The organism is Cohnella herbarum (genome assembly GCF_012849095.1).
Taxonomy (GTDB): domain Bacteria; phylum Bacillota; class Bacilli; order Paenibacillales; family Paenibacillaceae; genus Cohnella; species Cohnella herbarum.
Map to the genome: position 1 here is coordinate 3415181 of NZ_CP051680.1, position 16161 is coordinate 3431341.

The following is a 16161-nucleotide window of genomic DNA, read 5'->3' on the forward strand; positions in this document are numbered from 1 at the left end:
CGAAATCTACGTGGCACCGGACGGCTTGGCTGAATTCAAGATTCGATGCCGAGCCCGTTTCCTGCTTCACTTCGTGTTAGGCGGACGCACTCTTCTCGTCGCTTCGGCTTCAAGCGGATTATCCGGCCAATAGTGCTTCGGGTAACGGCTTTTCAATTCTTTGCGCACCTCGAAATAAGCGTTATTCCAGAAGCTGGCCAAATCCCTGGTCACTTGAACGGGACGTTGCGCCGGGGATAAGAGATGAAGCGTTAGCGACACCCGTCCACCCGCGATACGCGGCGTTTCCGGCAAGCCGAACAACTCTTGCAACCGAACCGCGACAAATGGTGAAGCCAAATCGCTATAATCAATAGGAACTCTTGTGCCGCTTGGGACGACCCAGTGAGTCGGGGCATATTCGTCCAATTCGCGCCGTTGATCCCAGGTTAGCATGGACTCCAGCAGGTCTTTGAGGTTGAGGCGCTGAAGATCGGATCGCCCCTTCATCCCTTCCGCATAACCGGCAAGCCACTGCTCTAACGTGTCAATCAGAGCCTCGTCCGATAAGTCCGGCCAAGAAGCATCTTGTAGGCGTGCAAATATCGTTCTCTCTTGAAATTGCCGCGCCGCCTTCGTCCAAGGGAGAAGGGCTAATCCTTCCTCTCTTATCCCTGCAAGCAAAGCGCGTAGCATAAGATCGGATGATGGACGGTTAATCGGGGTTTCTTCCAATAACAGAGCGCCTAGCCTTTTGCGGGAACGCCCCCGTACGGATTTCGACTCGGCATCCCAGTAAATATGCGTCTCCTCGCTCATTTCTTGTTTCAAATGAACGGCCAACTGTTCGAAAGAGACGGGAGCAGCCAGACGAATCCGGCTATCCGTTCCGGAATCGTCGACTTCCGCCACGACGATCCACTTCTCGTGGGAGAGCGCCTGTCCTCCTCCGAACTCGGCGCCTCTTCCGCCGCTTAGCAGGTATTTGCCGTTGTCCCGTTGTCGACCGATACGATCCGGATAAGCGAATGCGAGCAGCAGTCCGCAATCCTGAACGGAATCGTTCTCCTCGTTCTCTTTCGTCGGCTTGAGATCGTACTCCCGACGCAATCGCTTGATCTCTTCGCCAAGTCTCCGCTTCGCCGCATCGTCCGCCGCATACGGCCCGATTCCTCGCAAAGCTTCAAGTCTTACGCGAATATCCGCATTCGGAGGCTTGCCTTCGTAACGAACGAAATCACGCTCTCCTAGTAGCACGGCCATTTCGCTGCCTAATCCGCCAAGTCCGATAGATATCGCTCGCAGCAGCATATGCGCGATTCGGGGATGTCTTCCGGCTTCCGCGATCCGCTTTCCGTGAGCGGTCACGGATTTACCTGATTTATCCAAGGCTCCTAACTGGACGAGGAGATCGCGCGCCTGCTGCAAGGCAGGTAATGGAGGTTCATCCAACCACGAGAGCTCGGACGCATCTTGAACGCCCCATGCGGACAGTTCTAGTAAGAGAGGAGCTAAGTCGGCCTCCAAAATCTCAGGTACGCTGATGGGGGAAAGCCCCATTTGTTCCTCGCGGCTCCATAATCGGTAACAAGTCCCGGGCATAACCCTGCCCGCGCGTCCTCGCCGTTGATCCGCCGACGCGGCGGAAACGGCGACCGTATCCAAGCGGGACATGCCCGTCCGGGGAGAAAAGCGGGATACGCGCGATAGTCCGCTATCGATGACTACGGTGACGCCTTCCACGGTTAAACTCGTTTCCGCGACGGAGGTGGCAAGCACGACCTTGCGTTGGCCCTTATCTAACGGAGCTAGAGCTTGATCTTGAGCATCCATGGACAAGCTCCCGTGCAAGGGGCATATCTTCGTCGAAGATTCCGGTAACCGTCCCCTTAGCATCGACTCGACCGCTCGTATTTCGCCGATTCCCGGAAGAAAAACAAGCACGTCCCCTTCATGGGCGCGGAGAGCATCCGTTACCGCCAACGCAACGGCATCCACCAAATATCCTCCGCTTGGCTTCGGGCGATAGATCGTTTCGACCGGATAGCTGCGCCCTTCGCTACGGATGATCGGCGCCTCCCCGAGTAATGCGGCAACCGGCTCCGCTTCCAACGTCGCGCTCATGACCAACAGCTTCAGATCCTCGCGTAGTAACGCTTGCGATTGCAGGCATAGCGCCAATCCTAAATCCGCTTGCAAGCTTCTCTCGTGATACTCGTCGAAGATAACAAGACCTACCCCGTCGAGCGCCGGATCGGCCTGCAGCATTCTGGTCAACACGCCCTCCGTCACAACCTCTATCCGGGTTTTTGAACCAACCTTCGTGTCCATCTTCACCCGGTACCCTACCGTCTCCCCGATTTGTTCGCCTAGCGTAGCTGCCATATGTTTAGCCGAGCTGCGGGCAGCCAGTCTCCGCGGCTCCAGCATAATGATTTTAAGATCTTCTTCAAGCCATTTCTCGCCGAGCAACGCCAGCGGCACGCGCGTTGTTTTGCCCGCTCCGGGCGCCGCGATCAGCACGGCGTTGCTATGATCGGACAAAGCTTGCTTTAATTCGGGCAATACCGAATCAATGGGCAACAAAGCCATATCGTCTTTGCTCCTTCTACTTCTTTCTACTCAAAATCGGCGAACGATGACATTCGTCCTCTTTGTTGAAAGCTTACCATTTTCATCGGCTCGAAGAAACTAACTATCTCCAGCGTCGGAATTACTCGATTTTTTCGTGTAACTCCCGCTAATCTCCCACTCCGCGCTAGAATTGATCGATTTTTTCGAGTAACTCTCGCGAAACTCTCACTCCGCGCCGGAATTGCTCGATTTTTTCGAGTAACTCTCGCGAAACTCTCACTCCGCGCCGGAATTGCTCGATTTTTTCGAGTAACTCTCGCGAAACTCTCACTCCGCGCCGGAATTGCTCGATTTTTTCGAGTAACTCTCGCAAAACTCACACTCCGCGCCGGAATTGCTCGATTTTTTCGAGTAACTCTCTCTTAACTCTCACTCCGAGCCGGAATTGCTCGATTTTTTCGAGTAACTCTCGCGAAACTCTCGCTGGAAGGTCAATCCCCTTTACACACTACGACCTAATCACCGAATTTGCTATGGCGAAACAATAGAGAAGCTGCTTTGTCGGTTAACATGAACTCATGACACCTGATTTTTCCGCCGCCGATCGAACGCACTAAACCTTTGAGCTCAAGCTCCCTCATAACCTTCCTGCATGTTTCATGCTTGAGTTGAAGCCATAAACTCACATCCGATAATTCAAAAGGTTTACTGCGCATGATCGCAAAACGCATAACCTCTCTTTCGTAGACCGGCAACTGAAGCAAACCAACCCCTTCAGCGTTTCCGATCCTCCCTATGAACTCAAACAGGTTTCGTTGGCAGAATTCAGGTTTCTTCTCCAGTTCATCTCTGCTATATGGAAAATAGGTAAAGCCTAGCATGGCTACCGATCTTGCGCGTGCCCTCTCGAAAGAGAACCGATCTCTCGTAATCCTCTCCGCATGCGTTACGTAATGCTCCTCCTCGAAAATGATGCGCAACTGGGGAAGCAAGGTGTCTCCAAATATTTTCACTCCCGACACGCTCACCATCTCGTGCTCTAACACCAATCCCTCAAAAGAACCAAAAACGGGCACCAGCAGCGTTTTCAGCATAATTTTCGTTCCCGTTAAGTCCCTGTGCAGCATCTCCAACCTCTGACCGCTAGCGTTACGGACCTGATCTTTCCAAAAAGCTTCGTACTCCTTCTCGAACATTCGATCTCCTCCTAGATAAAATAAAACGCCGCTACCCCCCAGCAGAGGAGTAGCGGCGTGTGCTTCACGCGCAATATAAACGTATTTGAAAGTCTATGCGCATACGATAACAAATTTCCCAGTGATTAGCAATCGTTCATCGCTTCAACGTTTGGCGGGTTTGACGAATTAGATCGGCCTGACTCTTTGTTCGACGGGTTCACCTAGTTTGGCGAGTAGCGGTTATGCGTCGAATCACTGGTTACTTTGACTAATTAATATACTAAGGATTCCTTGTTGATTGTTTAGCTGATCATGAACATCCTGAGCAAAAGGGATAACGTAATCTCGGTTTACTATCCTATCTCCCTAGCTCCCCCCCACCCTCGATCCCGCCCTAAGAAGCTTCCTCGGGAGTCTCGGGAGAGGTCAGCATAATCTTGCCCTCGACCAGTTCGAGCTTCACCTTGTTCGAATTCTTCACGCCGATCGACTCCAGGTAAGCGGCGGGCACTTGAAGGCGTCCCGCTTTATCGAGGATCGCGTACTCGACGTGCGAATCCTCCTCGGACTGGGCGATTCCCCGTTCCAACTCCTCGAGTTCCTCGGCGTATGATTTACGACGCAGCATCTCCGAGGAGATTTTGCCGTCGCGGATCGCCACGACGCGATCCACCTTCTTGGCGAGAAGGGGATCGTGGGTGACGATGACGATCGTAATCCCGATCGTCCGGTTCAGCTCGCGGAACAGATCCAAGATCTGGTCCGCCATGCGCGAGTCTACCGAGCCCGTCGGTTCGTCCGCAAGCAGCAGCTTCGGATGGTTGGCCAGCGCGATCGCGATCGCTACGCGCTGCTGCTCCCCCCCGGAAAGCTGATGAAGCTTGTTGTTCTTGCGATGGGTAAGACCGACGGCTTCCAGCAGCTCCAACGCGCGGAGCCGCTTGCGCTTGCCCTTCAGCAAGATCGGCAACTCCACGTTCTCGAGCGCCGTCAAATACGGAATCAGATTCCGGGCGTTGTTCTGCCAGACGAAGCCGACGCTCTCCCGTTTATACCGAACGAGATCGCGCTCCGTCATCTTAAGCATGTTCTTGCCGTCGATCTCGAGCGTACCCGCCGAGGGACGATCTAATCCGCCTAACATGTTCAGAAGCGTGGACTTCCCGCTTCCGCTGTTGCCGATGATCGCCATCAGCTCTCCGGTTTCGATCTGGAGATCCAAGCCTTGCAGGGCGAATACTTCGAGATCGGCCGCCTTGTAGATTTTGACTAATCCTTCGCAATGGATCATCGTTTAGTCCTCCCCCAGCTTCAGCGCTTGATGAACGCGGATACGGGAGAGCATATACGAAAGTATGCAAAGCCCGATGAACAACATGATGCTTACGATGGAATATAGACGGATAAAATCGATCGCGTCGAATATGACCTTGAACGGAGGTACGAGACTGCTCGGATTAAAGGCGATTTGGAAGTTCGGAACGAACAATCGGCTAGCGACGTTGCCGACCATAACGCCGATCATGATCGCTACGCCGGAGGTTAACAACTGCTCCAATGCCAGCATTCCGATCAACTGCCTGAGAGACAAGCCGATCGCCCGCATGATCCCGTTCTGGAGCGTTCGTCCTTTCAGCGATAAGATCCAGTAGAGCAGGAAACCGACGAAGCTGATCACGATCGAAATGATGAAGCCAAGGGTCAATATTCCGTTAAGCGCCAGCAAGAACGGGTCGTTCTTCGCCTTGGTCAACTCTTCTCTCGTATTCGAAATACTCGTAATTGGCAGCTTCATTTTCTCGATACTGTCGTAAAGCTCGGTCGTGGAATAACCGGGCTTCATCTTTAACCATACTTCGTAAGGCTCCAACGCGAGCTGGAACTGGATCCGACTTAAATTGCCGACGATGAGCATCGGCGCGTTTTTCTTTCCGTTTTCTTCCGACACGTCGATGGAGCCGATAGGCGGATTCGGATTAAAGGTCGGAAAATAATCGATAATGCCGAACACGACGAAAGGCTGCGAATTGACGTTCTCCCAACCTATGCTGATCGTGTCGCCGGTCTTGACGCCCCTCTGCTCCGCCAATGTTCGAGAGATTAGAACTGCGCGAGGATCGGAGGCGATCAAGTTCAAATATTCGTAAAAAGGATAATCAAGCAAATTTTTCGGAAACCAAGTCGTATTGCCGAATTCATCGCTGTCCACGCCGACTAAAGTGGCCGATCCTTGCGAGGACCCCGACGAGAAGCTTGCCTTCTCTTTTATGAATACTTTCGCGGCCTGCTCGACGCCCGTCAATTCTAAATACGGATCGAAAGCCGGCTCCAGATAGTGGATCACCTTGGGTACGACCTCCGCAGTCGCGGCCGCGGATGGCGGAGCCCCCGGACCCGGCGGTGGCGGCTTGTCATTCGCCCATTGCGCTTTCAGGACGAAATCCGCGCCGTTGCCGTAACGAATCCGATCCTCCGTATTCGTGTTGAGCGTCCTAGCCGCCCCGGCGCTGAATACTCCGATCGCGATGGTCATAATCAGGAATACCATCAGGAATTGGTACTGGCTATTCGAACGCCCGACTTGGATTAGCGTGGCATATAAGGAAGGCGGCCACCACTTGCGTCCGATCCAATAAATGAGCTTCAGAACGAATGGATATAATCTGAGCAGCAGCAAACCGGCACCGATGACGAATAACGCCGGCATGACGAACTGCAGAGGATCGAGATTCAAATCGTCGGTCGTCAACCCGAGACTCCGAATATCCTTCAATCGGTTCTGGAACGTGTACAGACCGTAGATGGACACGGCCAGAGCCAGTACGTCCAAGAAAGCTTTATGCCAGAACGGCATCCGTTGCATTCTCGCAAGCTGTTGTTTATGCCCTACGATAGATACGCGGGTCGCCATCATAACCGGAATGAGCAGCATGACGAAAGACACCGCGGCGGCAACCCCGCCATATAGGAATGCCTGCTCGTTAACATGAACCGTCATTCTCGAACGTTGCACGAATTCCAAGAAGCCGTTGGACGCCCCAAGCATTTTCGTTAACCCCATCCCGATGAAAGGACCCGCCAGCAATGCGATTCCGCATAACAATAACCCTTCTATGGCGAACGAGAGCACGATCTGCCATCTCGAGGCGCCCCTACTTCGCAATATGGCGATCTCGTTCTTCTGCCGATCCACGATCAGGTTGGATACCATGAACATATAGAACCCGAGCATGATCAAGACGGGAACGTTTAACGACCACATCAGCTTACTCAGTTGCTTCGACCGCTCGAAATATTTCGTGATCGTCGCGATCGCCGGCACCGTAAACTCGCTTTGAAAAGTGACGACTTTGGTTTTGACTTCGGCTCTTATCGCTTTATCCGTTTCGATGAAGTTATTTACGTTCCCAAGCTCCATCTTGGAATAATCCAGAACGAAAAACCATCCGCTCGAAGCTACCGGGATTTTATTGCCTTTGATGAATTCCTGCGTGAACAGCTCTTCGCCGATTACGAACACCGAATTCAGATCGCTTAAGCTCGCATTGCGAAAATAGGGATCGTCGTCTTGCTTCTTGCTGAATAGGCCGACCGGCTTGATCTTGATCGTTCCCATTATTTTATCGTCCTTGAGCTCGAACACCTGATCGAGCACGATCTTGAAACTGCTAAGAGCTTGTTCCGTTAGTAGCACCTCGTAAACGCCGTTAACCGGCTGCTTAGCGGGCAATCTCCCGTCTTCCAGCTTAATATGCTGCTCCAGATCGCTGAACGATCTTAGAGTCGTGCTGATTTTCTTAGCCGAGGTTTGCCCGTCGGGAATGAGCGAGACGGACTTGGTCCGACGCTCGCGCACGAGCTCCTTAACCGGAATGCCGAACCCGGGTCCGGCTTCGTCCGACATGAACCGATCGGTATCGGAAATCATCTTGGCGCGCCGGTCGCTCTTCTCGTTATAGAACCCCATCATCGTCCAATACGAGCCCGGGTAGACCTTTTTCTCGTTCTGGAACGTTTCCAAATCCTTGACCAACATCCGCGTCAAAATCGCTTCAGAGTAAATCGGCATCGTTCCAACGAGCGCTACGGTCATCAAGATGCCGAAAAACATACTGGAAACGAGCCATTTATTTTGAATCATTTTACGAATAATCATTACGAATAAGGCCACGATATAGCCTCCCTGGCTCTAGGAATGCGGAATAATTACTGCAGAACGATGACTTGGCCTTCCGTCAGCCCTTTAATGATCTCGACTTCGGTGGAACTGGTCAGTCCGGGTTCGACGTCGATTTCGCGAAGGCGCTTGCCCTCTTCCAATACCCGGACGAAATTCCGACCCAAATAAGATCTTAATCCGCTGCGAGGAATTTTAATGACGTTGTCGCGTTGCTGAGTAACGATTTTCACGTCCGGCATAGACCCGATCTTAGCTTCCTTAGGCAGCTTCGGAACTTCGATATACAATGTTTTTGCGTATTTCTCGGCTAAATCCTTATTCAACGTCTCCGGAGAAGAGGACGGCGTCTGCACGACCTTGCCGATAACCTCTTCCTTCTTAAGCGTAATCTTAGCTTCAACTCCTACCTCGACCTCGCGGATATCGTTGGCGTTATCGACGCGAATCGCTACCCGAAGCTTGGACGGGTCGGCCACGATGACCAACGTCTGATACGCTTCGACAAAGTCGCCTTCGTCTAATGTTTCCGCGAACACCACTTGACCGTCCATGCCCGCTAACAGCCTCTTGCTTTCAAACTGTTTCGCCAGCCTGTCATATTTGAGCTGCTCGAGTTCGAGCTGCAACTGTGCGATATTTAGCGTGTTTTCATCTCCGCCGCTACGGGCCAGACGAAAGCCCTGTTTCGCTTTCTCCAGCGCCAGCTGCTGCTCCTTCAACTGAATGTCCAGACCGTCCAGGATCAATTCGACGAGCACGTCGCCTTTTTTGACCACGTCTCCGGCTTTAACGAGAATCTTGTCGATTCTCCCGCCTCCTCCCGTAAACTGGGAAATGTCCGTCGCGAGCGATTCGAAGGTGCCGCTACCCGAAATGGCTTTGACGATCGATCCTTTCTCGACGTTAACCGTGGAATAGTTTTCTTGAGCGGGTTTGATGAGCGGCGGCTTCAACGCTTCCTCTTCCTTGGGCAACAGCGAGCAACCTGCCAGAGAACTGCCTAATACGATCGTTAATCCGAGAGATAGCGCCTTATTCATTGTGCGAGACAATTTGTCCATCCTCCAGTTCGTATACTTCGTCAACGATTTCCATGATGGCCGGATCGTGCGTGGTCAGGGCGATCGTAATCCCGCTTTGCTCTACCAGATCCCGAAAAACTTTAATAATATGCAACCCCGTCCGGCTATCCAACTCCGCCGTGGGCTCATCTGCTAGAATCAGCTTCGGTTTATGCGCGATCGCCCGCGCGATCGCCGTTCTCTGCTGCTCTCCTCCCGACATCTCGAAAGGTCTATGATGCATCCGCGGTTTCAGTCCGACATGATCCAATGCCTGGATAGCCGCCGCTTTCCGCTCATTGGCCGGAATTCCGGCGATTCTGAGCACGAACTCGACATTCTCGTAAGCGGACATGAGAGGAATAAGGGCAAACGATTGGAAAATAAGCCCCATCTCTTTCCTCCGTACGGCATCCCTTTGTTTACTCGACATCGCGGTGAGATCTCGTCCGTCGAAAATAATCTTCCCTTCCGAAGGGTGATCCAGCGCGCTAAGCAAATTAATCAGCGTCGTTTTACCGGAACCCGACCTGCCTTTGAACGCGACCAGCTTGCCCGAAGGAAGACGAATATCGACCCCCTTCAGCACGGTTACGGCTCCGCTGCCTTTGCCGAATACGCGTTTAATGCCATTCGCATGAATAATATCTTTGGTTGCGACCGTCATCCTGCTCGTGGTCTCCTTTCTCCGATTACTCAGTCCAAACCGATAAGCGATTGTCGCATGATGAGCTGCGGCGGCACGGAAGTCCCTCTTCCCGGATTTCCCTCCAGCAGTTCCATTAACAGCTTCACCGCGGTGGAGCTCACTTCTTCTCTCGAATGTTTAATCGTAGTCATTGGAGGCGAAGTGTAGGGCGTGAAGTGATCGCCATCATAACCTACGATCGAGACTTGATCCGGCACCGAGACGCCCGACTTGGCGAAAGCCATCATCGCACCCATGGCCATCAGATCGTTCGCGCAAAATAAAGCCGTCATCCCCGGATGCTCATTCCGCAGCCGGATCGCAAGATCCGCTCCGCTAGATCCCGAGAAATCCCCGATCGCGACCAGCGAGGGATCGTGCGCGATGCCGGCTTCGCGTAACCCCTCGCAAAATCCCTCATACCTCTCTTGGCAGATCCGAATCTGGGGCGGACCGCTTAGGAAACCGATAACCCGGTGTCCTTTCTCCGCTAGCTTTCGCCCGACCAATCTTCCGCCTTCGCGATCGTCCGACACGACCGAAGAACATCGGGGTCCGACGACGTTCTCGAAATTCACGCAAGGAAGATTAAGCGCCAGAGCTTCTTGCATGATCGGATGCGACAGAGAGAACGCCGGAAAAATCAGGCAACCTTCCAAGCTCCGGGAACCGATACATTCCGTCAGTCGATCCTTCGGATAATGCAAGAAGGGAATCGAGAAAAATAAAGCATCCTTGCCATGGCTCTGCAATGCCAATTGCAAGGGTGAAAACATGTCAACGTATCCCGAACTCGCCTCGAACTCGAATTGGGGGATGAACACTCCGATCATATTGCTGCTTTTCCCTACGAGTTGCTTGGCGCCGAGATGGGGCACGTACCCCATCGCGCTTGCCGTTTCCCGAACAAGCTTCCTTGTGTCTTCGTTTACGCCGTATACTCCGTTTAAGGCTCGCGATACCGTGCTAGCCGATAGGTTCAGAGCCTTGGCGACCGCCTTGATGCCTCCCTCGGCCATGGGGGATTTCATGCTTTTCAACTTCCTCCACTCCATTCGGCAAGGAACAAACAAGTAACCCCTTTCGCTTCGAGTTTACTTTTTTGCAAACGTTTGCAATAAATCTGCTTTCAATATAATTCAGGAGTAAATAACTGTCAATTCTTCAAACGATTTTTCGATAGATTCGACATGAATAAGATAAATATACACCTGCTTATTCCGCGGTTATACTAATGGGAATCTCTATTCTAGGACGTGATTTCTATGCGCAAGGCATTTTACAAGCGAAAACGAATTCTGTTTCCACTCTTTTTTCTTATTCTTCTCCTTCTCTTTCTATTCTTTCCTTCATGGACTCCCGCAATTAAAGACGAAGATGGCAAAGTACTCCCGAACAGTATAGCGACCCTTGAAGAAATTTCTCTCGGCAGCGTTAAACAATCGATATTGATTAGAGGTCAGAGTACGGATAATCCAGTCCTTCTTTTCCTGCATGGAGGTCCGGGATATCCGCAAATCGCTTATTCTCGTAAATATCAGCAGCAATTGGAAAAAGATTTTATCGTCGTGAACTGGGATCAACGCGGTTCCGGGAAGTCCTATCATTGGAGTCTAACGAACGAGGATCTTCAAGTGGACAAGCTTATTGAGGATACGCATAGATTAACAATGCATTTGAGAGAAAGGTTCGATCAAAAGAAAATCTACATAGTCGGCCATTCTTGGGGAAGCCTGCTCGGAACGTTAACCATACAGCGATATCCGGAAAATTATTATGCCTACATCGGCATCGGACAAGTCGCGAATTCCCCTCTGGGAGAGCAACGTTCCTATGAATTCGCTCTAAGGGAAGCCAAGTTGCGGAACAACGGTAAAGCGATTAAGGAGCTTGAAACGATAGGATCTCCTCCTTATCGCAATCCTCGCAAGGACGCGACCTTAGAACGGAAATGGGTATCCGCTTTCGGGGGCTCCGAGAGGAATATCAGCACCTACAAGGATTTGATCAAAGGCGTGTTCTTCGCGCCCGAATACTCCTGGTTCGACGGAATTAAACTCGCTCTCGGGGACTCCTTCTCCAGAAACGCCATTTTACCGCAAACGGCAACCGCGAATTTATTCGAGTCCGTCCCGGAATTAAAAGTTCCCGTTTACTTTTTCATGGGCAAATACGATTATATGACCCCTTCGGAAATCGCTTACGAATATTACGAACAGTTAATCGCCCCTTCCAAAACGTTCGTATGGTTCGAGAGATCGGCTCATTTCCCGCATTTTGAAGAGAAGGAGCTATTCTCGGAATGGATGGTTAGGATTAAGGATGAAACATTCGTTGCAAGATAAATTCCCGTACAGTACAATAAGTTTATAATATGAAAATAGTTTTCTTGTAGTTAATAGTAAAAAAGAAATTAATTTTCAAATCAGAGGATGTCGGCTATGAGCCTATTGAATGCGATTCTGGATAAAATGGACAGCTTACACGTCAAAGAACGAAGGCTTGCCGAATACTTGCTTAAACATCCCCAGCAAGCCGCGAAAATGACGATCACCGAGCTGGCGGCGGAATCGGGCAGCAGCGCGGCAACGATTTCCCGTTTCTGCAAAACGTTCCATTCGCACAATTTTCCCGATTTCAAGCAGAAGCTGGCAACCGAGCTCGTACAACAAACTTCCACCTCCAACCAGTATCAAGACGTTGTCGCCGGCAACCCGCTCCATGACATCGTATCCGGGATAACGGCCAATCACCTTCGCTCGATCACGGACACGACGCAAGTGCTCGACTTGAACCAGCTTCGCTTGGCGATCGACGCCTTGCACGGGGCTACTCGCATCGATCTTTACGGCTCGGCGACTTCGGGGATCGTGGCCCAGGATTTCTTCCATAAGCTGATCCAAATCGGGAAAGTCGCGGCTTCGTTCTCCGACCCCCACCTTCAGTTGACTTCGGCCGCGTCGTTGACTCCGAACGACGTAGCCGTCGGAATCTCCTACTCCGGGGAAACCCCCGAAACGATTCATGCTCTTCGCAGCGCGGCCGAGCGGGGCGCCACGACGTTGTCCATTACCCGGTTCGGAGCGAATAGGCTCGCGGAGGATGCGGACATCCGATTGTTTACTTCCTCTTCGGAAATCGGCATGCGGCGAGGGGACATGGCTTCCCGGATGGCCCAGCTTCACGTAGTAGACATTCTATTCACCGGACTCGTCAGCGAGCATTTCGAACTTTACGTCCCTAGGTTGAAGAGATCTTACGAAACGGTCGAGCAGTACATTACGAACAAAGAAGAGAGGAAATCCAAATGAACATTCTAACTTACGACAGCGACGACAAGCTTAACGAAGCGGCGGCCAACATTATCGTCGGCCAAATCCAAACTACCCCTCGGGCAGTGCTCGGGTTGGCAACGGGCGGAACGCCCGTCGGCATCTATAAGCAAATCGTCCGCGATTTCCAAAGAGGCATGGTCAGCTTCCGCAACGTGACGACCTTCAATCTGGACGAATACGTTAATATTCCCAAAGATCACCCTGAAAGCTATCATTCTTATATGAATGCCAATCTGTTCGATCACATTGACTTACCTGCATCGCAGTGCCATATTCCGGACGGCAATGCCGCCGATCCCGTAGCCGAATGCAGCCGGTACGACGAATCCATCGAAATATCCGGACAAATCGATCTTCAGTTATTAGGACTTGGCCATAACGGTCATATCGGCTTTAACGAACCGGCACATGCGCTGATCAAAGGCACGCACGTCGTCGATCTGGCGGAAGAAACTCTCGAAGCGAACGCTCGCTTCTTCGACTCGATCGACGATGTGCCTAAACAAGCTTTAACGATGGGCGTCGGTACCATTCTGAAAGCCAAAAAAATATTGCTCGTCGTCAAGGGCGCGGACAAAGCGGATATCGTTCAAAAAGCCCTTCAAGGGCCGATCACGACCGACGTTCCGGCATCGTTGCTTCAGACGCATCCGAATCTGATCGTACTGCTGGATACCGCAGCGGCAGGTAAACTCGCATGAACAATAACCCTCGCAGCGATTTCCAAGTCGTTAACGCCCGTATTGTAACGCCAGCCGGCGTCGTGGAGCACGGAATATTGACCGTTAAAGAGGGTATCATTACGGAGATAGCCGTTTCGGCTTCGAATGGGCAAGGGCTCGATCCCAATTTGCTTCAAATCGATGCCCATGGACAATGGGTTATTCCGGGATTTATCGACGTGCACGTACACGGCGGAGGCGGTCATGATTTCATGGACTCCGACTCGGACGGAATAGCGGCAATCACGAAATTCCATGCCGCGAACGGAACGACAAGCTTATTGGCGACTACGCTGACCGCTTCCCGCGAAGATTTGACTGCCGTACTTGAGCGCGTTAGCCAATTCATGGCCGAATCGATGCCTTATACGCAAATCGTCGGCGTTCATCTGGAAGGGCCGTTCGTGAACGTAAAATGGAAAGGCGCGCAAAATCCGGCTTACATCCTTCCTCCGCAACCGGAATGGCTGGAAGATTGGGTAAACCGATTCCCCGGCGTTATTAAAATCCAGACGCTCGCTCCGGAAGTCGAAGGTTCTCTTGAATATATTGAGAAGTTAGCCAGTAACGGTATTGTCCCCAGTTGCGGTCATACCGATGCGACCTACGAGCAGATCATCGAAGCCGCCGATCACGGCTTAAGGCATGCCGTCCATACCTTTAACGCGATGACTCCGCTTCACCATCGCCAACCGGGCACCGTCGGCGCCGTGCTGACCGACGATCGCATTACGGCGGAGGTCATCGCCGACGGGCACCACGTTCATCCGGCCGGCATTAAGCTGATCACTCGGGCCAAAGGCACTCATAACGTTATTCTTGTCACCGACGCCATGGCAGCCGCGGGCATGCCGGATGGGGAATACGATCTTGGCGGACTTCCCGTCCATATGAAATGCGGCGTCGCGCGTCTGAAGGAAAACGATAGCCTTGCCGGAAGCACGCTCACGATGATTAGCGCCGTGCGGTATTTGGTTCGGACGGTCGGCGTATCCTTGGAAGAAGCAAGCCGAATGGCTAGCGCAAATCCTGCGCGTCAGCTTGGAATCGATAGCTTGACCGGTTCGCTGGAAGTCGGCAAAGCCGCGGATTTCCTGCTATTGGATGATTCTCTGGAGCTCCAGTCTATCTGGATTCGCGGATCTCGTTTCGCAAACTGAAGCAGATGCATACAAAGCAAAGGACCGTCGGGGTTTCCCTGACGGTCCTTTGCTTTTGTATTTATATCATCTTAAACGGCTTCCGATTGCGAAGTTTTGTTCTTCGCCAGCTTAAGGTAGCCATAGACGTTCTGCAATTCGCTATCTTCGACGAAACGAAGGCGCATGTTCTCTGCCGCATCCAGGATGTAAGGCTTTAACGCCGCCGCGCCGCCGCCGAGTACGTAGAAGCACTGAATATCGGGATACTTCTTCCAGCGCTTGCGGATGAGATCCACGATCTTCTGAGCGGCCCTGCTGAAGTAGTTATCGACGATCGGCCGAATGTCCGCTTGCCCTTCGCCTACGCGCTGAATGATGAATTCGTGCCTGCGAATACGTTGGATAAGCTTCGTGCGGCTCGGAAAGCGATAACCGAATTGATCTTCGACGTCGCGAATGATGTAATCCAGATAGGAAGCTAATCCGAGCTGTTCGCCCGTGCTGAATTGGTTGTCTATGCTCATCCGCTTCACGACCGGGAAATCCGTAGTCAACGCGCCCATCTCGCAAATCCCGATGCAGCCGTAATACAGTTCCTCGTCCCTTACCTGAAGGTTCTCGTGAGTAGCCATATGGAACAAGGCAGCCGCGCCTTCGATGGAGACGATTGCCCTACGGATGTTAACCCGCACCGTGCGTCCGCGCAGCTTCGGCGTGGACAAGAAAGTAACCTCGTGTTCGCCGACCAGACGCTCTTCGAAAGATTGATGGTAACGCGCGTACGTGCGAACCGGCAATCCCGTTCCGATTATGTATTCGACCTGATCGATCGTCTGGCCTGGCTGCAAAGTATGCGCTACGCTCGTCACGCTTGCGTAAGCCAGAGCCGTCAGCGCGACGATCAACGATTGATCGCTAGTCGCTTTATTGTCCGTTTCCTCCAACTCCGCGTTATCTTGATCCTCCGACGCGAGCTGTCCGACGAAGTAACGCTGGCTCTTCTTTTTCAACTTCGGACTATATACCATAACGTCGAGGGCTTTAAGAGGGGCGTCCTCCTCTTGAAGGACGTGCCGCTCGTAACCTGGCGATACGATGTTAGGGATAATAACCGGTTCGTTCGAACCGCTTACGACCAATTTGACGCTGTCGTTGCCGATATCTATTCCTGCTAGTTTAATCATGTAATGAACCTCCCGGGCTCCAACCTTTGCCACTTGCTTTTATATAGGAGTTCGCCTTATTACGACAAATTCCTCCTTTACCACTATTGATTCTTATCATTTTTTTGAGTAAAAAAGG

General features: G+C 52.1%; 12 protein-coding genes. 4 read left to right on the forward strand and 8 right to left on the reverse strand.

Translation table 11 applies throughout. From position 1 onward, the window contains the following. Positions 1-66 precede the first annotated feature (66 nt). The 7 genes from hrpB to HH215_RS15280 all read right to left on the reverse strand — a co-directional run bounded on the left by hrpB (position 67) and on the right by HH215_RS15280 (position 10691). Positions 67-2571 carry an ATP-dependent helicase HrpB gene (hrpB, locus tag HH215_RS15250; protein WP_169280683.1) on the reverse strand — a complete coding sequence of 835 codons (2505 nt, stop codon included), beginning with the start codon at positions 2569-2571 and terminating at the stop codon, positions 67-69. Between the two features lie 497 nt (positions 2572-3068). Next, positions 3069-3749: a hypothetical protein gene (locus HH215_RS15255; RefSeq protein ID WP_169280684.1), complete on the reverse strand. Its 681-nt coding sequence runs from the start codon at positions 3747-3749 to the stop codon at positions 3069-3071. 376 nt (positions 3750-4125) lie between these two features. Then, positions 4126-5022, reverse strand: a complete 897-nt coding sequence (locus tag HH215_RS15260) for an ABC transporter ATP-binding protein (RefSeq protein ID WP_169280685.1) — start codon at positions 5020-5022, stop codon at positions 4126-4128. A gap of 3 nt (positions 5023-5025) precedes the next feature. Then, positions 5026-7902, reverse strand: coding sequence for an ABC transporter permease (locus tag HH215_RS15265; RefSeq protein ID WP_169280686.1), 2877 nt, complete (start codon positions 7900-7902; stop codon positions 5026-5028). 35 nt (positions 7903-7937) lie between these two features. After that, positions 7938-8963: an efflux RND transporter periplasmic adaptor subunit gene (locus HH215_RS15270; RefSeq protein ID WP_169280687.1), complete on the reverse strand. Its 1026-nt coding sequence runs from the start codon at positions 8961-8963 to the stop codon at positions 7938-7940. Beyond that, the gene (locus HH215_RS15275) at positions 8944-9639 is read right to left on the reverse strand and encodes an ABC transporter ATP-binding protein (RefSeq protein WP_169280688.1); all 696 of its coding nucleotides are present in this window, start codon (positions 9637-9639) and stop codon (positions 8944-8946) included. Before HH215_RS15275 ends, HH215_RS15270 begins: the two co-directional genes overlap by 20 nt. 29 nt (positions 9640-9668) lie before the next feature. Beyond that, a complete protein-coding gene (locus tag HH215_RS15280; RefSeq protein WP_169280689.1) occupies positions 9669-10691 on the reverse strand; it encodes a LacI family DNA-binding transcriptional regulator in 1023 nt (340 codons plus the stop codon). A 234-nt stretch (positions 10692-10925) separates the two neighbouring features. Here HH215_RS15280 and HH215_RS15285 point away from each other — a divergent pair, with 234 nt between their 5' ends. The 4 genes from HH215_RS15285 (at position 10926) to nagA (ending at position 14877) form a co-directional block, all read left to right on the forward strand. Beyond that, on the forward strand, positions 10926-12005 hold the full coding sequence (locus HH215_RS15285) for an alpha/beta fold hydrolase (RefSeq protein ID WP_169280690.1): 1080 nt from the start codon (positions 10926-10928) through the stop codon (positions 12003-12005). A 96-nt stretch (positions 12006-12101) separates the two neighbouring features. Then, on the forward strand, positions 12102-12971 hold the full coding sequence (locus tag HH215_RS15290; protein WP_169280691.1) for a MurR/RpiR family transcriptional regulator: 870 nt from the start codon (positions 12102-12104) through the stop codon (positions 12969-12971). Next, a complete protein-coding gene (nagB, locus tag HH215_RS15295) occupies positions 12968-13696 on the forward strand; it encodes a glucosamine-6-phosphate deaminase (RefSeq protein WP_169280692.1) in 729 nt (242 codons plus the stop codon). The genes HH215_RS15290 and nagB overlap by 4 nt, the downstream gene beginning before the upstream one ends. Continuing rightward, complete coding sequence (gene nagA / locus HH215_RS15300) at positions 13693-14877, forward strand: N-acetylglucosamine-6-phosphate deacetylase (protein ID WP_169280693.1); 1185 nt, start codon at positions 13693-13695, stop codon at positions 14875-14877. Before nagB ends, nagA begins: the two co-directional genes overlap by 4 nt. A gap of 71 nt (positions 14878-14948) precedes the next feature. Here nagA and HH215_RS15305 read toward each other — a convergent pair whose 3' ends face one another. Then, positions 14949-16043, reverse strand: a complete 1095-nt coding sequence (locus HH215_RS15305; protein WP_169280694.1) for a ParM/StbA family protein — start codon at positions 16041-16043, stop codon at positions 14949-14951. Positions 16044-16161 lie beyond the last annotated feature (118 nt).